The sequence below is a fragment of the bacterium genome, assembly GCA_019695305.1.
Classification (GTDB): domain Bacteria; phylum UBA10199; class UBA10199; order UBA10199; family JAIBAG01; genus JAIBAG01.
Map to the genome: position 1 here is coordinate 96,084 of JAIBAG010000005.1, position 20,442 is coordinate 116,525.

At 39.4% G+C, this 20,442-nt stretch carries 17 protein-coding genes and 2 tRNA genes; 7 read left to right on the top strand and 12 right to left on the bottom strand.

Annotated features, from left to right (window positions below; translation table 11 throughout):
* Window positions 1-94 precede the first annotated feature (94 nt).
* Window positions 95-454 (top strand): hypothetical protein, encoded by a 360-nt coding sequence (locus tag K1X76_04035; GenBank protein ID MBX7148231.1) that lies wholly within the window; start codon window positions 95-97, stop codon window positions 452-454.
* Here K1X76_04035 and K1X76_04040 read toward each other — a convergent pair.
* The 4 genes from K1X76_04040 to K1X76_04055 all read right to left on the bottom strand — a co-directional run bounded on the left by K1X76_04040 (window position 438) and on the right by K1X76_04055 (window position 3,143).
* A complete protein-coding gene (locus K1X76_04040) occupies window positions 438-1,283 on the bottom strand; it encodes an FAD:protein FMN transferase (protein ID MBX7148232.1) in 846 nt (281 codons plus the stop codon). The genes K1X76_04035 and K1X76_04040 overlap by 17 nt on opposite strands.
* On the bottom strand, window positions 1,280-1,759 hold the full coding sequence (locus tag K1X76_04045) for a hypothetical protein (GenBank protein MBX7148233.1): 480 nt from the start codon (window positions 1,757-1,759) through the stop codon (window positions 1,280-1,282). The genes K1X76_04040 and K1X76_04045 overlap by 4 nt, the downstream gene beginning before the upstream one ends.
* Window positions 1,749-2,276 carry an FMN-binding protein gene (locus tag K1X76_04050; protein ID MBX7148234.1) on the bottom strand — a complete coding sequence of 176 codons (528 nt, stop codon included), beginning with the start codon at window positions 2,274-2,276 and terminating at the stop codon, window positions 1,749-1,751. The genes K1X76_04045 and K1X76_04050 overlap by 11 nt, the downstream gene beginning before the upstream one ends.
* Window positions 2,277-2,345: 69 nt before the next feature.
* A complete protein-coding gene (locus K1X76_04055) occupies window positions 2,346-3,143 on the bottom strand; it encodes a transporter (GenBank protein ID MBX7148235.1) in 798 nt (265 codons plus the stop codon).
* A 172-nt stretch (window positions 3,144-3,315) separates the two neighbouring features.
* Between K1X76_04055 and K1X76_04060 the strand changes: the two genes are divergently transcribed.
* Window positions 3,316-3,606: a hypothetical protein gene (locus K1X76_04060; protein ID MBX7148236.1), complete on the top strand. Its 291-nt coding sequence runs from the start codon at window positions 3,316-3,318 to the stop codon at window positions 3,604-3,606.
* Between the two features lie 2 nt (window positions 3,607-3,608).
* Window positions 3,609-3,899, top strand: a complete 291-nt coding sequence (locus K1X76_04065) for a hypothetical protein (protein MBX7148237.1) — start codon at window positions 3,609-3,611, stop codon at window positions 3,897-3,899.
* Window positions 3,900-3,906: 7 nt separating this feature from the next.
* On the opposite strand, the gene K1X76_04070 is transcribed toward K1X76_04065, so the two are convergent.
* From K1X76_04070 to K1X76_04090, 5 genes are all read right to left on the bottom strand, one after another.
* The gene (locus K1X76_04070; GenBank protein MBX7148238.1) at window positions 3,907-6,876 is read right to left on the bottom strand and encodes a UvrD-helicase domain-containing protein; all 2,970 of its coding nucleotides are present in this window, start codon (window positions 6,874-6,876) and stop codon (window positions 3,907-3,909) included.
* Complete coding sequence (locus K1X76_04075; protein MBX7148239.1) at window positions 6,873-9,371, bottom strand: PD-(D/E)XK nuclease family protein; 2,499 nt, start codon at window positions 9,369-9,371, stop codon at window positions 6,873-6,875. The genes K1X76_04070 and K1X76_04075 overlap by 4 nt, the downstream gene beginning before the upstream one ends.
* Before the next feature lie 286 nt (window positions 9,372-9,657).
* Window positions 9,658-9,745 (bottom strand) — tRNA-Leu (locus tag K1X76_04080).
* Window positions 9,746-9,784: 39 nt separating this feature from the next.
* Window positions 9,785-9,856, bottom strand: a tRNA-Cys gene (locus K1X76_04085).
* A 62-nt stretch (window positions 9,857-9,918) separates the two neighbouring features.
* The gene (locus tag K1X76_04090; protein MBX7148240.1) at window positions 9,919-11,076 is read right to left on the bottom strand and encodes a hypothetical protein; all 1,158 of its coding nucleotides are present in this window, start codon (window positions 11,074-11,076) and stop codon (window positions 9,919-9,921) included.
* A 196-nt stretch (window positions 11,077-11,272) separates the two neighbouring features.
* On the opposite strand from K1X76_04090, the gene K1X76_04095 reads away from it, so the two are divergent.
* Together K1X76_04095 and K1X76_04100 are read left to right on the top strand one after the other, a co-directional pair.
* The gene (locus K1X76_04095; GenBank protein ID MBX7148241.1) at window positions 11,273-12,973 is read left to right on the top strand and encodes a hypothetical protein; all 1,701 of its coding nucleotides are present in this window, start codon (window positions 11,273-11,275) and stop codon (window positions 12,971-12,973) included.
* 108 nt (window positions 12,974-13,081) lie between these two features.
* The gene (locus K1X76_04100; GenBank protein MBX7148242.1) at window positions 13,082-13,540 is read left to right on the top strand and encodes a hypothetical protein; all 459 of its coding nucleotides are present in this window, start codon (window positions 13,082-13,084) and stop codon (window positions 13,538-13,540) included.
* 1 nt (window position 13,541) lies between these two features.
* Here the strand turns inward: K1X76_04100 and K1X76_04105 are convergent, their stop codons facing one another.
* Together K1X76_04105 and K1X76_04110 are read right to left on the bottom strand one after the other, a co-directional pair.
* Window positions 13,542-15,533 carry a hypothetical protein gene (locus K1X76_04105; protein MBX7148243.1) on the bottom strand — a complete coding sequence of 664 codons (1,992 nt, stop codon included), beginning with the start codon at window positions 15,531-15,533 and terminating at the stop codon, window positions 13,542-13,544.
* 34 nt (window positions 15,534-15,567) lie between these two features.
* Window positions 15,568-15,981 (bottom strand): hypothetical protein, encoded by a 414-nt coding sequence (locus tag K1X76_04110; protein MBX7148244.1) that lies wholly within the window; start codon window positions 15,979-15,981, stop codon window positions 15,568-15,570.
* A 139-nt stretch (window positions 15,982-16,120) separates the two neighbouring features.
* On the opposite strand from K1X76_04110, the gene K1X76_04115 reads away from it, so the two are divergent.
* Window positions 16,121-16,585 (top strand): septal ring lytic transglycosylase RlpA family protein, encoded by a 465-nt coding sequence (locus K1X76_04115; protein MBX7148245.1) that lies wholly within the window; start codon window positions 16,121-16,123, stop codon window positions 16,583-16,585.
* A gap of 21 nt (window positions 16,586-16,606) precedes the next feature.
* Here K1X76_04115 and K1X76_04120 read toward each other — a convergent pair whose 3' ends face one another.
* Window positions 16,607-17,860, bottom strand: coding sequence for a GGDEF domain-containing protein (locus K1X76_04120; protein ID MBX7148246.1), 1,254 nt, complete (start codon window positions 17,858-17,860; stop codon window positions 16,607-16,609).
* A 109-nt stretch (window positions 17,861-17,969) separates the two neighbouring features.
* Here K1X76_04120 and K1X76_04125 point away from each other — a divergent pair, with 109 nt between their 5' ends.
* Window positions 17,970-20,441, top strand: coding sequence for a hypothetical protein (locus tag K1X76_04125; GenBank protein MBX7148247.1), 2,472 nt, complete (start codon window positions 17,970-17,972; stop codon window positions 20,439-20,441).
* The last annotated feature ends 1 nt before the right edge of the window (window position 20,442 follow it).

The following is a 20,442-nucleotide window of genomic DNA, read 5'->3' on the forward strand; positions in this document are numbered from 1 at the left end:
AATAAATAAGTACTTGATGAATTTAACTAGCTTCTGCATAACAAATAAGAAGCGAGAGTACCAAAGCACCCCCCATCACGGCAAGGAGTTTTAAGTGACAGAATTAAAAAAGAACAATAAGGAAATGATAGAGAAACTGGGAAAAAATGCCAAGCGTGCTTATGCAACCGGATTAAAAGTAGTGAAAGATAGTTTTAAAGGCATGGAAGTAGTGGCCGGTAAAACCATGGAGGTCACCAAGCTTAATTTAAAAAATCAAAAAAATTTAAAAATGATTGAATCTCTTTTTCTAGATTTAGGGCAAAGAATTTATAACATTGCCTCTCATCAAGCCGATAAAACTATTCCCATTACTGCCGACATTCAGTCTTTTATCGATCAAATTAAAAGGTTACATGGTCAGGTAGAGCAAAACACCGATAAGCTCAAAACTATTTCTACTGTGAAGAAATAGCCCGATATTGTGTTTTAATTATTTTTACTTGCGGGTAATTATTTCTTATTATTTCTTCTGCTTTTTCTCCCAAAACAAAAGCGGCATTGTCCAACCCATCCGATAGTGTGGCACTAGGAGCAATAATAGTAATACTTCCATCAGCTAAATAAGGTTTTTTTGTTTTAGGATCGTATATATGTTTGCCGCGTTCATACAAACCGGAGGTGGAAACACCCTTGTTTGTAACTCTTATTTTTTTTGAAAGGGCATTATTGGGTTGAGAAGGGTTACGGATTTGAATACTCCATGTGCCAGAGGCATAAATGTCGCCACCGGCATTAATAATATGATGCTTATAGCCCTTTTCGCTTAGTTCCTGGCTCATTGCATCCACTATATATCCTTTTGCAACACCCAGTACATAAAGGTGCATTCCAGGTTTTAATAAACGCACGGCGTGATGCTCTTCGTTTATTTGAATATCGCGATAAGTGGCGCTTTTATTGGTGCTTGCATAAGTAATATCAAAAGCACCATTTGTATTCTGAGAAAGTTCTAAAGAATAGCCAATTAGTTTCCATAAATGGTTTGGAACACTATGCCAGCGAGTAGAATTTTGAATACGGTTCACGGGAGAAGAAGAAATATATTGGCTCACTTGTTTTTCTACTTCGTATACCTTGCTGAATGCATTGTTCATGGCGCTAAAAACCTGGTTTTGAGATGTTTTAGAATCACGTATGGTGATGCTTACGGGAACATTGCCCATTAAAATTTGGGTACGGGAATATGTTTTGGCAAAAACAAGTGAGGGGAAGAGGAGAAAAAAAACAATAATCGTTTTCATTCTTTTTTACACAGCTGTTTTAAGGATACAAACGACATGATTAGTAAACTAGACGACATCATGGCCTGCGACACACCAAATAAATAAACGGCTTCACCTGCCACATAACGAATAAGCCAGGGCGTGGCATTACTTAAAACAGTTCCGGCAAAACCCAAGCTAATCCAAAATGCTTTTTTTCTTTCGGAAAGAGTGCTGAAGGCAAAAATGAAACCAAGGCCTGCAAAAATAAAAGGCTGAGAAAAGCTGTGTACATGCGTTACCGATAAAATACTGGTAAAACTTTGCGGCATTAGAATGCTATTAGGATCGCCGCTTTCATCACCGCGGTAATATTGAACTGTTTCCTTAACATTCATATTGGTGCGGTCAAAAATTTGTAAAAAAGCCACAAAGTAACCCAATAAAAGTGTTAAAATAAGTCCCTTTGCCAAGGCCTTAAGGGAAGGGCTCCAGGAAGAAAGATTATTGGCCATACAAAACTCTCCATAAGGCTAAGGCACGCTTGACGCCTTTAGTGATGCCTTTTGACGAAAAAGTGGCACCGGTAACGTTGTTTATATCGCCACCCAACTTTAAAGGATTAGCCGTTGTTTTGCCATTAAACTGATTTAAAAAACCTTTGCCGCTTACCTGGCTACCATACGATTCACGATAAACTAAAATTTCTATACTCTTAACACTCCCATCGGCATTCAATGCAGTCATAAAAGTAATAGGTTCTGTTTTTCCTATTTCATTATCAATAAGGGCATAACCAACTGTGCTGCCACTTACTTTGGCAACATTAAAATTAAAAGTATCCTTTGTGATTTTTCCAACTTGTTTTTCCAAAGTATTTTTTTGTTCGGGAGTAAGAGTTTTCTTTTCAATAATAAAAGAGGCGTTGGGAAAAGCCAGTTTGAGGGCATCGGCTGGTGCCAAATAAACAGTTTCGGCAAACGATATCTTTGCAAGTAATAGGGCTGTAAAAAGAAAGAGAATTTGCTTCATAAAAATATAGAGGCGAATGATCAGCTCATTCGCCTCTATAGCTTATTTAAAAAAAGCGATAAAGTGATTTTAGAAGTAAAAGCCAACAATGGCACGTACTTCTACAGCCTCGTGATCATCAAATAAACGATGACCCTTATCAGTCGTGAGTTGCGGTTGAACAGCCAAAGTGGCCCAGCCACGGCCTTTTTCATAATGAACGGATGGGCCGGCAAAAAAGGCGGTATGTTCATAATCATCAAAATTACCAATTACAGAAACGGCACGGCCTTCAATTCCTACCGACCAGTTAGGATTTATTTTGTAAGCCAGTCCCAAATTATTTTCTATGGCCATTTCTTTTGCAGTACCACTCGATTCAAATTCCCATTCATGCTCCATTACAAAATTGTATGTTAAAATCCAGTTTTCACCAAAATTGTGTTGAAGAACTATTTTTTCCTCAAGCTCTAGTTCGCGACCGCTGTAGGTGGGTTCAAAGTAGAGGAGGAGGCCTACGGGATGCAAATTGGGGCTGCTAATCATGTATTTCCATTCGGAAGACACCCCTTCAAATTTAAAAGCTTCCTCGTCCGGTAAAAAAGATACCCCATCACTACTTTCGCTTTTTAAGTTAAGATATAAAGCCGTTGTTAAACGGTCGGTTAAACCCACCTCAACTTCTTCACGAATATCAAAACGGTAGTAATTACCCGACCCTTTTCCGGTGCGAAAGGTGAGCCACTGTTCAAATTCCCATTTGCCTTTTTCAAGCACAGAATCGGCTTCATAAAGGTAACCAAAATGGCGTGAATCGGCCTTGGCTTGGCCTGAAATTAAAAGTGTTAATAGAGTAAATACGAGCAGTAATGCGTGTTGCGGCTTCATGTTGTTTGTCTCCTTAGTTTAAAAAAACCTACCCGGTACGGGGTAAGTGAAATTGAAAATGATTTTCAAAATTAAAAAACTTTTATGGGTTTTGGACCTAATTGTCAAGACTGTATTCAATATAAAACATAACTATTGAATATTTAATAAGGTTTGGTTAATATAATCATATATGGCATTTCGTATTGGTCAAAAAGACGGAACTACTCTCATACCGCAAGGTGAAGCAAAGACATCATCTACTACTGCGCCGGCACCTAAGCCCGATAACTATCAAGCCGGTTCGGTAAAAGGCTTCGCGTCATTTCTCTCAAAAAGTGTACTGGGTGGAGGTTTTGGTAAAGAATTTTATGCCGAGGTAGAAGGGCCAGAAGCCAATCCCTACGGAGAAATGCCTAATTTAGAAGACAAGGACTTTGAAGGCCTGGTGACCACCTATAAGGATAATTTGCCAACCGCCTAGTTATGGATGACCCACTTGTACGTCAAGCCGTTATTGAAGAACTCTTAAACCGCGCGCCCACACTTACTCCCGAAGAATTTAAAAAAGCAGCAAACTTAGGCCTTACCGATCCCGATTTTAATATTAATGAAATTACCTTTAATTATTTACTCACCAATCAGCTTGCAGCCAAGTTTAAAACAGAAATTACTAGCATGGCCGAAAGATTTTCTCAAAGTAGCGAGCCCTATTACAAAAAATTGGGGAATAGTATTTTAGCCACAATACAAAAGGCCGGACAAATCAAGGCTTAGCTTTTCTTTAATTTGAAAAAGCTTTAGATTTTATTCCACAATAATTTTTAGAATAATAAGGGCAGGTGGGGCATAAATCGCTGTTTTCTGTTAAAGCGTATTTTTTATCTTTAAAAGCTAGTCCCATTTTATTTATAATTTCATTCAATTTTATTTCTACACCGGTCAATTCAGCGGTATTCCATTCTTTTTTATACACAAAGGGTCCGTCCATAAATAAGAGGTGAGTATAAATGCGACTAACTCCCAAAATGCGAGAAGCCGCAAAAGCATACAAGCTCATCTGAATATCATATTCATTTATCTTTTTTTCAATATCGTCGCGTTTAATAATTTTATCTGTTTTGTAGTCCATAACATGCCAATCGTTGCCAACGCGATAAAGACGATCAATAGTTCCCTTTAAAATCACATCGTGATGCCTATAAGTAAAATCCCATTCAGAATAGAGCTCATCGTTTTGAGCTAAGGCTCCAAAAATTTCACCATTGCCCAGCAAAGAATCGAGCGTATGGATTATTTTGTTTTTAACCCTATTATCCGGGTCGTCAATATGTTGATTAATTAAAGCCTGATCAACCACAGTTTGACGATTTGATAAGGTTTTAAAATCTAAAAACTCCATAATTTCATGTAACAAAGTTCCCCAATCAGCCGCGTTTAAGAATTCATTTTCATGGCTAGAAGCATACAAATTCTGTTCGTTTTTTACCGGTATAATGTTTTGATTGTATCGTAAATGAAATTGCTTGGGGCAATGGTCAAAGGTTTCAATTTCGGATACGGTTAAATGTAGAGTGTTGTGTGTATTATGAATAGGCTCTAACATGTGATGTTGCATATCAGAAACCGGTTCTTCTTGCTTTTTAGATAATATTTCATCGGAGAAAGAGAGGGGCGTCATTAAAGAACTTTCAGCATACAAATGCCACAACCATTCATTAACAGATGTGCCATCTAATAATTGCTCAATTTTTTTTGAAGGTTCTTTTAAAAATAAAATTAAATTTTCCTTCGCTCTTGTCATGGCCACATAAAGCAGACGCTTGGTTTCTTCCTTTTCGGCAAGTGCGGCTTTTTCTTTAAGTTGCGCATAGTAGGTTGATTCCTCAAGTTTTACTTTTAATCCGGGCAACGGTTTAGCGCTTTCTTTTTTAACCGATAAGCCCTGAGAATCGTCAAAAATATAATCTTCCCATTCCTTTTGGCCGCGTGCGTATAGTTGAGGGAGATAGACAGTGTCAAACTCAAGGCCCTTAGAAGCATGAACGGTCATCAGGCTAATAGCATCTGGATTTGCTTGTATGGGAAGAGTGGGAATAATCTCGTTATCCGCCACTAATTTTTTTATAACTCTATACAATTCCGTCATACTCTCATTAAAACTAGCAGGAAGATTTTCTAAAATCATTAAGAATTCTTCCAAATACCCATTATCCGATAATGAGATTTTAAGAGTTGTTATAATTTCTTTAAGTAATGGGATGGGTAATAGTATCAGGCTTAACTCTTGCCAGTATTCAAAATTATATCTTAATTTTAGCCATTTATCATGATCGGACGGACTAATAAACAGATCGGGCGTATAGGGGTCGAGTAAGGAGCGCGGTTTGCCACTTAAATACTGATGAATAAATTTTTCGGAAAGATTGTAAAATACCGATTTTAAAATACCAGCCTGAGTAAGGAGCGTAGTGTCACCGGCAAAATGACCCATAACATGGATTAAATCGCGGATGACGGGTATTTGAAGTAAATCGGAGGTACGCGTAACACTGACGGGCAAACCATGATCGCTTAATATTTTCTGATACACATTCATGGCTGTGCCAGAACGAAACAGAAGGGCTATTTTACCACTTTTTCTGTTTTCAAGAATATCACGCGCAATATAACGTGCCTCTAGCTCACGTAATTCATCTGCTGTTTTGCCTTTAGGAACGCAAACAGCTTTAACAAGTCCACCTGTATTACTCGACAATGAATGAATGCTTTCAAAAGTAATATTGTTATCTGCCAAAAGGTTTTTAAAAACACGGTTTACTTCTTGGGATACAACAGGTGTCATTCTAAAAGTGTCATTCAGTGCTATAGATTCACCATTATTTTCCTTAATCCATTGATTAAATTTTAAGAACACCCCTACATCGGCATTGCGGAAACGGTAAATAGATTGCTTGGGATCGCCTACAATAAATAGCTTGTTAACATGAGGATCATGAATTTTTTTAATGAGAGCACCCTGAAGAGGGTTAATATCCTGAAATTCATCTACCAAAATATGCATAAAGCGCTTTTTTTCTTTCTCGTGCACATCGGGATAGGTAGATAACAGTAGGTAAGCCAAATACTCTAAATCGTTAAAATACAACTTTCCTTCTTTAATTTTTTCTTCCAGCCACACATCATAAAAAGATTTTACAGCATACAAAAGCTTGGCATCAGGGTCATCCAAAGTTTTATCTTTATAAAAACGACTTTCTGTTAAACGGGGATGGTCCAGTAATTGTGTGGCTAAGCGAACCAAACGCTTTAGCCCTAATGTTTTGGCATAAAACAAAAGCGTTTCATCACCTTTATCGAGAGCTTTACGAATAGAAGAAGTAATGCGGGCCTTTTTGCTAATTTGCTGATCGTATTCGGTGCCAATAGTAAAAGCGGGATTAATGCCCAGGCGAACGCCATATTTACGGATGAGTTCGGCGCAATAGGCGTGCAAAGTTCCCACATGAATATTATTTTCTTCTTCGGGCTTAATTACATTTTGAGAAAGCAGACGTTCTTTTATTTCACTGGCTGCTTTTTCGGTAAATGTGAATGCTAAAATACGATACAGCGGAATTTTATCGGATTCTATAATATGTCGAATACGCTCAATAAGAACGCGTGTTTTGCCTGAACCTGCACCCGAGATCACACTCATCGACAAATGAGTGTGTGTAGCAGCAGCCTGTTGATGGGGGGTAAGGCTACTCATGCTGCGTCCTCCTCGGTATCCACAGCCTGGTAATGACAAATTTGTTTATACGAGCATGTTGTACAAAGAGATTGGTTGCGCGGGGCAGGATTAAAGAGGCCTTTGTTAATACCCAGTGCAGCTTCACCAATAATATCGCATACTCTTTTTTTAAGAGAGTCCCATTCGTCATTACTTATTTTTGAACCTTTAATAGCCATATCGGTATCGGCATTATCACCAAACACAAGAGCGCTTTTTTTACCCACTTCTTTTAGGCTTAATAATACGCCTTGCGAGGATGTGTAGCGGGGTAAAAGCAAATTTTGAATAGCCATCTGATACAACGGAATTTGGATAGATTCGGCATTTTTAAGACTTTGCGTACTATCAATTTCACCTGTCTTGTAATCAATAACCGTAAACGATTTTTTTCCCTCGTTAATATCAATTCTGTCAATGCGTCCGGTTACAAAAATATCATGATCGCGATAACGTATTTTAAAGGGCGAAACTTTCCCGCTGCCAAATGCCCACTCTAATACATGGGGAAATGTTGTTTTCTTTTTGTCGCGCAGGGCCAATACTTCATTTTTTACCAGTTCAACAATAGCCCCCTCGGCGCGCTTTATAAAATCGCTCACTACAATTTGAGGTAATTGCGATGTTTTTAAAAAAACTGGCTTTTCATCCTCAATAATTTGCCGGGTTTGATCGGCTAATTTATTAAGATACAAATCGTATTCTAGGGCATCTTTATAAAGTTCGGTATTTTCACGATATAAACGTTCCAATACTCTATGGATAAACATACCCTTTACATCGGGTGTGATATCGGTATCGTCTTCTTTTTTATCTTCTAAATTAAGAATGTAGCGAGCGTAATATTTGTAGGGACATTTTAAATATAAATCTAAACTAGTGATGGAAAATCGATTTTCTTTAAGTGCAGGATAATGAATAGGCTCTTGTGATGTTTTTACAGCAGTCGGATCACTCTCCTTTATAATTTGATAAGTACCAGTTTGTGGTGTTTCCTGCTTTTTATCCCAGCTTACTTGTGGATACGATAAATAAGTGCTCTGCCGAACTCTCAGCAAAAGATGATCGAGCCAGTGTTTGTGACGCTCGTGCAAATATGTAGGCGACAATAAAATTTCGCGCATGTAAGGTGCTTCCAGCATTTCGGTATCAAAAAAGGGATGGTCACTGATGTTTTCTGAGAAATTCTTACGCGTAAAACCTGTTACAAACAAGTGCTCGCTATCTAAACTATGGGCTACATCTAAAGTAAGCACTTTAATGCCGTCTTTAGATTGAGGGTAGGGTAGAGTGATGGCTTCCCTCTCGTCTTTTTTCCATAATTCTAATAATCGGGTTTCGTTAAAGCCTTCTAGCAATAATTTTTTTTCAAAATCCCACTCTTCTTCAAATTGCTGATAAGCCGCTGCTGTATTAAGCGCCATTATTTCGCTCAAACTAAACTGGCCCTGCTTATTTTGAAATTCTTCGGGCAGAGGTTTTGCTCCTGTGAGTGGAGCCTGAAAACTTGTAATAAATGGAAGACTTGCGGCATGCAAAAGTTCGGGAACTCGTTCTTTATAATAAGCTTGCTGAGGAATAATTACCGTAATGGCAGAAGGGAGAACTCCTGCATCTATTTTATTTTTAAGTTTCTTCACAAGAGCTTCTAGTTCAATCCCGGGATGACTAAAAGCATGCAGAAAGCGTGTTTTATCGACAGCAGGAACATTAAAATATTTAGATTGTTCGGCCATTTCACCCAAACGCGTATAGGCTGGATAGAAAAATGCATCGTCGCTTGAGGCATGATTAAATGAAAAATCAAGAGTAATGCTTAAGTTTGGAAAGTTCTGATTTAAAAGACGCAGAATTTCTTCTTTACCACGCTCTAACGGAAAATGACGGCTCACATAAAGAGATGTGTACGGGCATTTCAACTTTTTATTTTTAAGTAAATCGAGTGTTAAGCGGTAGAGCTCTCCTGTATCGGCAAAATAATTTTCACTCAGCACATGCTGGTAATCTTCAAAAAAATTGAGACAAGCATTAATTTCAGGGGTTTGATGATTTTCAAAAAGCTTGCGGGCTTCGGTTACACCAAGCCCTGCGTGTTTTAGGAGGTCGATTGTATTTAAAAGTTTAGAAAGGAGCTGAGGAAAGTATAAATAATCTTTAAAAGTTGGATATTTGTTTTGGGCAATAAGTCTGCGCGCTATGGTGCGCTTCATGCGCGGTGTGAGTACATGCAAGCGGCTTACATTAGTTTTTAAGAGATGAAGTAAAAAATCATCAAAAGTGACTACTCGATGTTTTGATAAAAAACCACCTGCGCTGCTAAAGCGGGCCAGTTCAGTTTCTGCAAAAAGTGACACAAAACGGTTGGGTACAATAAAGGCTGTTTTAGAGCTTTGAGACAAATTCTGAGATGCGTTTTTAAGAAGAAGCCCTAGTTTATCGGAGCCTGCTGGTCCATGGTGGAGAGTGAGGGACATAGTGTCTATTTTTTCCAAACGATGGGTGATGGCCGGAACCCCTTTCCTATAGGCTTTGGGATATGCATCACGTGTGTACTTGTCTGAAAGACAAGTACAACATTTTTGTAAGTCTTGCGGCTACCGGCGGTAACCGCAAGACTAACAAAAATGTGCCCGAGGCCGGAACCCCACTACACTACGCTTCGGGGGCGGCTCACTTTGTTCGCCGTCGAATCCGGTTCCCGGTTCTTCGAGTATGCTAAATTTCTAGCATTTACCCAATTCACTGTAAAAATATTTTTTGTGCCCGAGGCCGGAATCGAACCGGCACGCCGCGATGAAGCAACCCAGGATTTTAAGTCCTGTGTGTCTACCAATTCCACCACTCGGGCAATCTAGAATCTAAAAATTACTTTTAGAAGCTAGGTATAAGGCGCGGGTCGGAGTTGAACCGACGCATAGAGATTTTGCAGACCTCTGCCTTACCACTTGGCTACCGCGCCAGAGTAAGGGGAGAAGGTATAAAACAGGGGGGATGGAAGGTCAAATGAAAATAACAATGAATTCAAACAGATCTTATAGTTCCAGCCGTAGCGCTAAAACCTACGCCAAACGACACAATAAGGGCAGAACCTTTTAAAGATGAAATAGATTGATGAACCATTAAGCCAACAGATGCGCTTGATACATTGGCATGGTTGCGTAAAGTGCTAAAGGCAATGTCTGTTTTAGGGGAATCAGATAAAACACCCAAATTTTTACATACACCCTTTAAAATTTTTTGGCTGCCAGTATGAATAAAATAGTGATCAAAGTTTTCAATATTATTATGTGGGCTAGTTTTATCGTTAAGCACGGCGTCTACGGTAGTTTTGGAATAATAAATACCTTTAAGTGGAACCTGCTCACTCATATTGTAAGAAGGACGTAAAGTTTGATGACTCACATACGGAAAACGGCTGCCGCCTTCATTCATAGTTAATAATAGAGGATCGGTTGGCTCTCTATTGGTGAGGTGATGAATAGCATCAAATGCAAAGGCTCCGTCGTGAGCCGATAAAACCATGGCAATGGCTCCGTCGCCAAACAACAAGCTTTGTATTACCGTTTCGGTGCGCCGTTTATTAATAAGCTTCTCTTCGGCGGGCATGCGGCTCTCATTTATTTCTTTAAAACTAAAATAGCGTCCGCCGTTCACTTGCGGCGCCAGAGGTGTTTGCCCCTCAGAAATAACCACTAAAACATATTTATTTGGATTAGCCTTTAAAAACCACGATGCCGTTTCAACCGATTTAAGCAAAGAAGAACAGCCCATACCTTGAATATTAAGATGAGGTACAGAAGGGGATATGCGCGGGTTTAAGCGAGCTAAAATTTCGGAAGCAGATCCTGGTAAAATTCTATCGGAGGCATTAGTGGCGCAAATAAAAAGGCCCACATCATTTTCATGAAGACCAGTTTCATCCAAACACTGCGTGGCTGCTTTATAGCCTAGTTCTACGGTTGATTCATTTAATTCAAGATGAGTTTTTCCATCAATAAACTGCGGATAATTTTTAACAACCGAATAGCGCTTGGCCACATTTAATCCAATGAGTGTTTCAAAAAGTTCATCCGAAATTTTTGGTTTTAAAAATTCGTAAAACTCTTCTGTGTAAAAGGAATCTTTTGGTAATGCTTTAGTAATTTTTTTTAAGTAACAGCCCAGCATTTTATCTCCCATACCACTTTGCCCGGTGGATAAATTTTTATCGATAGTAACTGTAAAAAGTTGCTTAAAACAACGTAAAAGGTGAAAGATATTTGCAGGTTTTAAAAATACTAAATGATTTGATGCTCTTGATGCAGTGCGGTATTTTTAATAAAGTACCACGCAACTTTTCTTTTGGAGAATCGATAAAAACATATTAGGAGAAAATATGGGTGATGGAAAAATTGAAGCTGCAGGTACTGGATCAACAACCCCGGGTTATTTATTTCAATATACAGATCCGTCTGTCACTGAGTCAACACCAACCTCTTTAGATCAATACCGTGTGCTTGTTCCTGAAGTAAAATATCCCACTTCGGTTCCTCAGTATAAAATTGAAAATGCTGCCAAGCTTTGGGCTAGCCACCACTCTTTTAAAAAATGTAAGGTAAATAAAGAATTAAAAGCCCTGCTTCCCGATATTCAAATTAATTATACAAAACCCCAAAATCCCAACGGCGCTAACGTCCCTACTGTCCCCAATATGTTTGGACTTAATACGACCACCAAAGTGGAAGAGGGAGGGAAGCTTTCCGATGCAGCCGAGATTGTGTTTAGTTATGGCAATCAATTGGCCGAAGGTTTTATGGCCCGTGTGCGCTTGGCTGATGGTAGAAATATAGAGTTTCCGGCTCTTATTTTAGAAATTGATCGCAATTTTTCGCCGGGTCGAATTGGTGAGCAGCTCATACTTATTTCAAAGCGTCATTTACAAAATTTGGGATTGTCAGAGCCAGATATTACCGATTTTCAGGCCCATATGCAGGCTAATGCTATTCCCGTTTATTTAACCGATGATCCTTTATTTAATGTCGAAATAAGCCCCATTGAGGGGATGCCACATCGCAGACAATATACGGTTCATGCCACTATCCCCGAAAAAATTTGGGAAGAGACTCCTGTCACCCTCAATGTCACTTTTAATGCCATCTATCCAAAGCCTGGTCATAGAGGATTTTTAGGATGGTTAGCCTCGGCATTTAATAGCGATAACGGTAATATTGGTGCGCACTTCCAGCCAGCCCATGGTCCACAAACTGAAAGTAACAGGCCGCTAGCAGGTGGTGCTAATGGTACAATCCGTTTGGATGATATTAGACTGGGGCCTAAAACTAAAAAGAGTATTGAGTTTACTGTGCAGGGAAAGCCTGATGCTGTCTTAGATCCTTTAAGTATTCCGCCTTTTGTGAATCAGCCTTTAGCAATGGTGTTGGCTCAGCGTATTGCTGTTTGGATGGATGGAGAGCATCTTATCACTCAAGGCGATCAACCAAATGAATTTAGAGGTATTAAAACAGGCAATGGCATTACAATTGGCGAAGAAGTTTTAGTGCGTGAAGAAGAGGGTGAGCGTATTACTACTATAACCTCTTTCCCCTCACCCTATTTTATCGAATTACACGAAAAACGGATTGATGTACCTGACCAAGCTAAACCGGCCTATTCGCTCACCGATTATATTGTACGCGAAATACCTCCCGATGCCGATTTAAGTAAGGCGCGTCAGGTGGCGCGTGTGGTATTTGAATTTGGGAGCGGAGATAATCAACAAGGTTTGCCCGATCCTAGTTATGAATATACGGTAAGCGGTGGCCCCTGCGTGGGCTCTTACAAACTTTATATTGGTGATGAAGGGGATGGTCGCACAAAGATATTTAGTCATGGGCTTGTTACCTGCAGTTCTTATTCAGAGACAGATGAGGAAGGACTCAACTATGTGAGAACCGAATTTTCCCTACAAGCGCTCAATACGCAACCCAATAGTTTTAAGGAAACTAGCTTCTATTTTATAGTTCCCAAAGAAGGCCAAGAAGAGGGTTATTCTCAAACGCGAAATACTCTTAATGTTGAATACGTTTCACCTAACTAGAATTTAACATAATATATATTATACGACATTGTGTAGAATGGCGCTCCGCCTCAAGATTTCTAATTCTTTCACTTTGGCCTTATTTATAACGATGTTAAGATGGCCCCTATGAAACCCGGTCGTGTCGTTTCGCCTCAGGCGCCTTACGACAGTTACTTCAAATTTACCTGTCCCTTTTGCTCATCCAACCACACGCTTGTTCTTCGTGGACAGGTTTTTCCAAGTTCGGTGTTATGTTCGGTTTGTAAAAAAGAAAGTAATTTAGCTAATCATAAAGCCCGCCAGGTTCGCCGGCATGAAGTTAATCATGAAGCCAAGGTTTACGATTATATGACCAAAACCACACATGAAGCCTGGGTTTTAGATACGTCTCCGCGCGGCGCCCGCATTGCGCTTTTATTTTCGCCTAAAAGCCAGCAACTTTATAAAATTATGGCCAAATCGTTTACGGCCATTTTTGAAGCGCGCTGGGTTATTAAAAAAAATCGTTTATATGAATCGGGTGTTGAATTTCACGAATTTTGGCCCATCCATAACCAAGGCCTTATTAAAGACTCGATTGAATAAATTAAACAATAACGGCAGCTTTTAAAAAATGTGTTACTAAAGGATCCGCTCTTAAATCAGACTCTTTTGATGTCGTATAATAATTTTGCCCCGGTTGAACCCGATAATCACTGCCTACCCAGTTATCCAGCTCTTTGTATGTTTTTTCGGGCAATCCCATTTGTTGGCGTAACACATTAAAAAAGCCCAACATGCGTCGTTCTACACCTGTTTTATTAGCCGCGTAACGTCGGGCATCCATCATATGCACCATAGCATCACCTACTTGATGCGACGCTAAATGAATATTGGCCGCGGTTTGACAAACACAGGCTAAAATCTCGCTTCTCTTATCCCCTTCACTCATTTCTAGCTGCTTTTCAAAAATCTTTTTGCCCATCAAATATGCCAACACTTCATCCCGTAAAAAAATGCGCGCTTCCTCAAACGATTTTACCCGATGAGGTGCTACCATTTTTTTAAGATTATCCATCATGGCAGATAAAGCCTGGTTATAGTCATTAAAGGCCGCAATGCCATTTTCTGAAAGTGCTTTGAGGCTATTTCTAAAAGCCAACAGTTCCTTAGATTCATTAAAGCTTAAAAAATGCTCTCTGCTCGCTTTAAAGGCCGGGCTTACAAATTCTGATAAAAATCCAAACTCCATATGTAGAGCAGCCGGCGCTGTTTTAGCCTCATTAATTTGGCTAAATAATAATACCGTTGGTGCTTTTAAAGTAACTTCTAATTTACCAGCTGTAAATATAGGTTTTACATCACTTATGTCGGCATATTTTGCCATTTGCTCGCGTTCTTCTGCCGATACAGGAGCGGGAGCTGCCTCTTCGCTATCGGGGGCTACAATATGAAACAAAAGTTCCATTAAGTCAGGAGCTCGTTTTTTGCCTCTGTTAATTTTAATTTTAAGGCGATGTAAGCCGGGCGGATAGGCTGCTAAACTTAGAGTATGACCATTCAGTAATGTTTCAAAAGGTGGGTCCATAAAGCTGATGGCCTGAGAGGCTATTACCCCCTCCTCGGTATCCATAAAAACCACAGGCATTTCTTTTTTATCGCTTGGGGCAATCTCTAATACACCCATTGCATTCCTTTTGGCCGTAGTTTTTAATTCGGGTAAGTCTTTTACATCTAACTTTTTACTCCAATCAAAGATAACTTTCTTAAGTTTTTCAGGCTCATGGCTTGCTTCTTTTAAGTTAAGGATTAAACTTTTCAAGTTTTTACCTGATGCAGCTAAAAGAAGTCTGGCAATTTTTAAGGGGTGGCTATGATGAGCCATTTGAATGTAAGTTTTGCTATCGAGACCTGCTTTTAAAGCCGTTCCATAGCCCATCAGGTCGGCCTTAAAGAATTCTGGGTTTTCCTTATGTTCATCAAGTGAAAAAACAATAAAACTTAAAGCTTCTTCTAAATTCAAAAGCGGCGGTGTTTGCGGGTTGTTTGCGATTAGCTTAGGAGGAGTTGCCCCTTCTAAGACATCGGCAATAAATTTAGCCGCCATCCGCAAATTTAAAATCGGCCCCGTAGTGGAGGGAGGCACAGGATGAGTCTCGTCTCCTATAAAGCTAAACTTTAAGTTTTCAAATAAACTAACTAATTGATTGTATGTTTTTTGAGGTGCAGCGTTCTTTTTAAGCGTGTCCCAAATTTTTATAAAATCATCAATTAAGAGAGGAATTTCTTTAAATAGTGGAATGAGCTGACGGGTATGGATCGATTTATCCTGAGTATTTAAATTGGTGGATTGTCCTAAAAGCTCCAATAGAGGTTCTACTGTTTCACTTAAAAGTGTTGCGTAGGCTACCTGAGACAATTCTGTTTTTTGAGGGGGTGCTGAACTTCCTTTTGCTGCAGGACCTAAATTTCTAATTAAAAGTTGGGTAGACTCAGCATTTTTTAAGGCTGATGCTAGCTTTGAATTACCTTTTTGTTCCGTAGCCTTAAGAAGCGTTTTTATAAGTTCTAGTTTAAGGGTTTCGGATAGAAGATTCATAACACCATGATACTAACGGCATTATTGTTAAATGTCATGCAATGCTTTTGTAATAGTCGGCCCAAAAAAGAAGTCGCTCATCAACAACTTGGCTGGTTTTTTTGAGTTCCATCAGCACCGGATCGGGTAAGTCGTCCATCAATTCCATAACCTGCTCCAATGCTTTTTCGAGGCCTTTTTTAATAAGATGTGAAAATTCACAGAATTGCACATAAGTATTTGATAAATTTCTATTTTTTAAGCTCCATTGCTCAAAGCCAGAAAAGGCGTATTGCAAAAAATGAAGGCTTAAGGCTTCTGCCGTCATGGTCTTTTCTCCAGTGTCTTTAAAGGAGGCATATTTAGGCCAAGCATCACCAAATTCGTGAGGGTGCATTTCGGCTAAATTGGCTGTTTCCAATTTGGCCGACATCTTCAAGATTTCAAATGACTCAGTCAGTTTGTCCATATCTCTCCCTTAAACCTTAATACGGCATCTTCTGTTTAAAATTGAGCTTTTTTATCTAAAAATCCACCCTTTCACTCCCCTTTTATGATGGGAGAAAAGGTTTGACGTATAATATTGAACATGTTAGCGCCCATCCCATATGAAGGGTCTTGGTAAAATTCTACCTCTCGTAATCCTGGTTGTGCTCATTTCGGCTTGTTCTGGCTATAACGGCGTTAGGTCGGCAAATAATGAGTCTCAAAAAGCAGGTGGTGCCGATGTAGTGAATACTCTTTTTGGTCGTGCTTCCTGGTATGGTAAGGGCTTTCATGGTCGCAGAACGGCTAATGGCGAACGTTATAATATGTATGCCCATACAGCCGCTCACAAAACCCTTCCTTTTGGTACCTATGTAAGAGTTACCAATCTTGTAAATGATAAAACCACCTTGGTAAGAATTAATGATAGAGGTCCTTTTGTAAAAGGCCGGGTTCTCGATTTGTCGCTTGCCGCCGCTAAAGATGTGGGAATTTATCAAACGGGCGTTGGTGAAATTAAATTGGAAGTTTTGAAGGATACCAGCCCTCTTGTTTCGGCTGTTTTACACGCCCAGAAAAAATCCTAAGGTTTTACAAAAATCCTAAAATTATTTTATTTTTTTGATAGCCTCAAACGCAGGTATGTTTTGAGTGAGTTCATCCATAATATCTTCTACATTCGTAAAATCTATACCGTATGTATAAGATTTGTAATGAATAGTGGGAGCTACGGTATTGGGGTTAGAACTCATAAAGGCTATGAGTTTTTTAAAGCCATGAAGTAGTCTTTCACCTACAAGGGTTGCTTTATCGGGTTTGGTGCGTGACAGTAATATTAAAATATCCCCAGCCTCGTTCTTGCTAATAATATCACTGCTACGGGTATGGTTTTTTACAAACAATCCCAAATTTACCTCTAGTTCACGGGCAAATAAAAAGCCGTAGTGTTCGTGTAAAGCCTCTTTGTTTTGCAGGCCTATTTTTAAAATAGAAAAACTGTCTTTGTGTCGTTCGGCAAGAGTAATTTCACGGCCTAAAACCTGGTTAAAGAGTTCTGGTAAATAAAGCCCGTTAAAATGATCGCGGCAATAGGTGTGGTCTTGTTTAAAATTGGGATAAGCCTGATATACAAGGCCTACCCAGTCTTTCATGCGTGATAGTTTTAACCCAATTTCAGGTTCGCCGTTTTGTGAATTTTCTAGTGATTGTGCTTTAATAAAAATGGGTGTGATGTAATTCTTTTTAAGATTTTCTTCAATATGAGCCCTGTTGCAGGTGGGTTCGCAAAAATCTTCTTCCCATAAGACAACTCGTAAATCATGTTCGATGGTTGATTCTAAGGCCTGCTTGGGGCTTGTATGTGTTATGGGTAGAATTCGGAACCCCAAATTTTTTAGTCTAAAGCGTGCTTCTTCTATAAAAAATCGGGTGCTTCCGCAAATTCCCACCATGGGCGTTTCCATCCAAAGAGATTCGGACAAGAAGTTTAAAATGCGTTCTTTCAATTCATTATTAATGGCTTTGGTAGGATGAAAATACAAATTGGGTAAATTAAGAGAGCGCCAGGTCTTGATAATATCGATACTGGGGCTGCTAACAATAATATGTGTCCCCTTTTCGCGTAAGCGCTCCTTTACTTCGTGCTTTAATTGCAGTGTAATATCTTTCTGTGTATTAGGAGACTGAATAAGAATCATGAGTGGGGAATGATTTTCTAATATTGTGTTTAAATGAGCTTCGTTCTCTACGCGTAAAATGTCGAGATGATGTCCGGCCAGCATAGTGGTTAATTTATGCGCCCATTCCGGATCGGAAAGAATCAGGATATCGGCGTCAGTTTTATGTGATTGTAGTTCACTCATGATATAATTATGACGGTACTATTATAGTAGACAAAATATTGACAGTCTAGATGTATTTTATAAATAATTGATTTTATTAGTTATATTGTCTATTATGCGTAAAGCCGCTATGCAATCTTCATCTATAAAATCCATCCTTAAGCTTTCTGCTGAGCCCGATAGCGCTTTAAGCGACTGGGAGGATTTTAGTGCAGCCTATAACAAAGCAAAAGGTGAGTCTGTTAGCGCAGCCCTTCTTAATAGCTACCCTGGCCTACTTAAAATATTTGGGAATAGCCGGTTTCTTTCACGCTTTCTCATCCAGCATCCTGAGCGCTTGTCTCCCCTGCCGCCACTACCAACAGCCGCCATAGATGAGCTACGTCTTTATAAATACCAAGCTCTTCTTCATCTTACCATGGCCGATTTAAATGGAGAAAGTCAGGAAAGTATTTTTACAAAAATCTCCCAATTGGCCTTAACTATTTTACAACAAGTAGACTCTTTGAGCTTTAACGAAACCGTTAAAAAATGGGGATCTCCCGTACAAAAAAATGGGGATCGCTGCGCTCATCATATTTTAGCTTTGGGCAAACTAGGTGGGCACGAGCTTAACTATAGTTCCGATATTGATCTAATTCCGTTTTATGAGACCGATGATGGTCAGGCCGGCTCTATTACTCTTCATGAATTTTTTGTGAAACATTTACAAAATCTTACCAAAAAACTGGTAGAAAGAGATGAAAATGGCTTTTTGTATAGAACCGACTGGGATTTACGTCCTGAAGGTCGTGCTGGCACACTCACCAATTCACTATTGGCCATGGAAGAATATTACGAAAATTTTGGACGCAATTGGGAGCGGCAAGCGCTTGCAAAAGCCAATTTAGGTTCTGGCGATACACAATTAGGACAAACATTTTTAAAAAACATAACCCCCTTTATTTTTAAAAGGCATATCGATCTTTCTACATTAACCGACATGAAAGACATGAAACGCCGTATACATGAAGAGCATGTGCGCTCGTTAAAAGATGCTTTTCATGTAAAGCTTGGCGTAGGTGGTATTCGTGAAATTGAATTTATTGCCCAATCGCAACTCATGCTTTTTGGAGGTAAAAATCCTGAAATTCGTTTTAAAAGTACTCTCCCCCTTTTACGTGCCTTGGCAGCCCACAATGTTATGTCTAAAGGTGATACGCTTAAATTAGAGGAGGCTTATCTTTTTTTACGCAAATTAGAACATCGCCTTCAGCTTGTTGAAGAAGAGCAAACACATCTTTTAAAAATGGATGACAAAACCATGTTGCAAACAGCACGTAGGATGGGATTTGAAGGAAGTGATGATGAGGCTTATTCAACTTTTAATAAAGAATTAAAACGTCATACTCATTTAACCAATACCCTTTTTGAGGAATTGTTTGGGACTGTAAATGAGGCCCCACAAACACTCTACCAAACCGAAAGCACGCCCGGAAAAAAGGCCGCCTATGCCCTTAGTTTACATGCTTACTTGCGTGAAGCTCCCGATTACGAGTTTTTACTCGATTCCATCCGTTATTTCAAAAAAAATGAAGTCAAAAAGATTGAAGGACAAGAAAATACAAGCTCACGCCGCGATATTTTGGGAAGTCTTTCTGTCTTAGCCGAAGCCATCAGTGAAGAAGCCATGAAAATTGCCCTATATATGATGGAAGCCCGCTTCGGAAAACCCTGCTTTAAAAATGATAAGGGAGAATTGTTTCCAGCCGAAATTACTGCATTAGCGATGGGAAAATTTGGTGGAAGAGAAATTAACTATTCTTCCGACCTAGATATGATTTTTATTTACTCCGAAAATGGCACTACCACCGGAGAAAACAGTATTGCCAATTCCGAATTTTTTGCCCGCGTTATTCAAAAGTTTATCACCACACTTTCGGTACAAACACGAGCAGGAACCGGTTACGAAATTGATACCGAACTGCGCCCATCCGGCCATGCCGGAACCCTTGTAACCAGTCTTGCTAGCTTTATGGAGTATCAACGGCAAGCCTCGCAAATTTGGGAAAAGCAGGCTCTCTTGCGTGCACGCCCCCTTTTTGGCTCTGGCCGTTTAGCGAATTTGCTAACAGGAAATTTAAGGGCCATTTTGTACTCTCAAGCGTATGACCCCTCCATTAAAGAAGAAATGGATCGTTTGAGGATGCGCGTTGAAAAAGAAATCGCTCGGGAAAGCGATACCATCATCAATTTTAAAAGCGGCCTAGGCGGCATTATGGATATTGAATTTATTGTTCAGTACTTACAGCTTACTCAAGGAGCCCTTTATAACTCTCTTCAAACTACCAACACGTTTGAAGTGCTCGACGAAATTAAATTATTAGGCTTGTTATCAGACTACAAAGTACGTCACCTTACTCAAGCTTATACCTTTTACCGCACACTCGAATCTAAAATTAGTTTTGTATTAAAACGCAGTGAACATCAATTAAAGAAAAACGGTGAATTGCTCAACGCCCTAGCCCCTCAAATAGGGCTGGTGAACGGCATTGATTTATGGGCTAAGATTTTAGAACATAGAGAACAAGTACGTAAAATTTACAAAAAAGTGCTGGTTTAAG

Excerpts from the sequence above, each read along its gene's own strand:
- K1X76_04100 (MBX7148242.1), top strand. The coding sequence starts at position 13,082 with ATGAAACCCGGTCGTGTCGTTTCGCCTCAGGCGCCTTACGACAGTTAC.
- K1X76_04110 (MBX7148244.1), bottom strand. The coding sequence starts at position 15,981 with ATGGACAAACTGACTGAGTCATTTGAAATCTTGAAGATGTCGGCCAAA.
- K1X76_04050 (MBX7148234.1), bottom strand. The coding sequence starts at position 2,276 with ATGAAGCAAATTCTCTTTCTTTTTACAGCCCTATTACTTGCAAAGATA.
- K1X76_04095 (MBX7148241.1), top strand. The coding sequence starts at position 11,273 with ATGGGTGATGGAAAAATTGAAGCTGCAGGTACTGGATCAACAACCCCG.
- K1X76_04090 (MBX7148240.1), bottom strand. The coding sequence starts at position 11,076 with ATGGGAGATAAAATGCTGGGCTGTTACTTAAAAAAAATTACTAAAGCA.
- K1X76_04125 (MBX7148247.1), top strand. The coding sequence starts at position 17,970 with ATGCAATCTTCATCTATAAAATCCATCCTTAAGCTTTCTGCTGAGCCC.
- K1X76_04115 (MBX7148245.1), top strand. The coding sequence starts at position 16,121 with ATGAAGGGTCTTGGTAAAATTCTACCTCTCGTAATCCTGGTTGTGCTC.
- K1X76_04045 (MBX7148233.1), bottom strand. The coding sequence starts at position 1,759 with ATGGCCAATAATCTTTCTTCCTGGAGCCCTTCCCTTAAGGCCTTGGCA.
- K1X76_04070 (MBX7148238.1), bottom strand. The coding sequence starts at position 6,876 with ATGAGTAGCCTTACCCCCCATCAACAGGCTGCTGCTACACACACTCAT.
- K1X76_04060 (MBX7148236.1), top strand. The coding sequence starts at position 3,316 with ATGGCATTTCGTATTGGTCAAAAAGACGGAACTACTCTCATACCGCAA.
- K1X76_04120 (MBX7148246.1), bottom strand. The coding sequence starts at position 17,860 with ATGAGTGAACTACAATCACATAAAACTGACGCCGATATCCTGATTCTT.
- K1X76_04040 (MBX7148232.1), bottom strand. The coding sequence starts at position 1,283 with ATGAAAACGATTATTGTTTTTTTTCTCCTCTTCCCCTCACTTGTTTTT.
- K1X76_04075 (MBX7148239.1), bottom strand. The coding sequence starts at position 9,371 with ATGTCCCTCACTCTCCACCATGGACCAGCAGGCTCCGATAAACTAGGG.
- K1X76_04065 (MBX7148237.1), top strand. The coding sequence starts at position 3,609 with ATGGATGACCCACTTGTACGTCAAGCCGTTATTGAAGAACTCTTAAAC.
- K1X76_04055 (MBX7148235.1), bottom strand. The coding sequence starts at position 3,143 with ATGAAGCCGCAACACGCATTACTGCTCGTATTTACTCTATTAACACTT.
- K1X76_04105 (MBX7148243.1), bottom strand. The coding sequence starts at position 15,533 with ATGAATCTTCTATCCGAAACCCTTAAACTAGAACTTATAAAAACGCTT.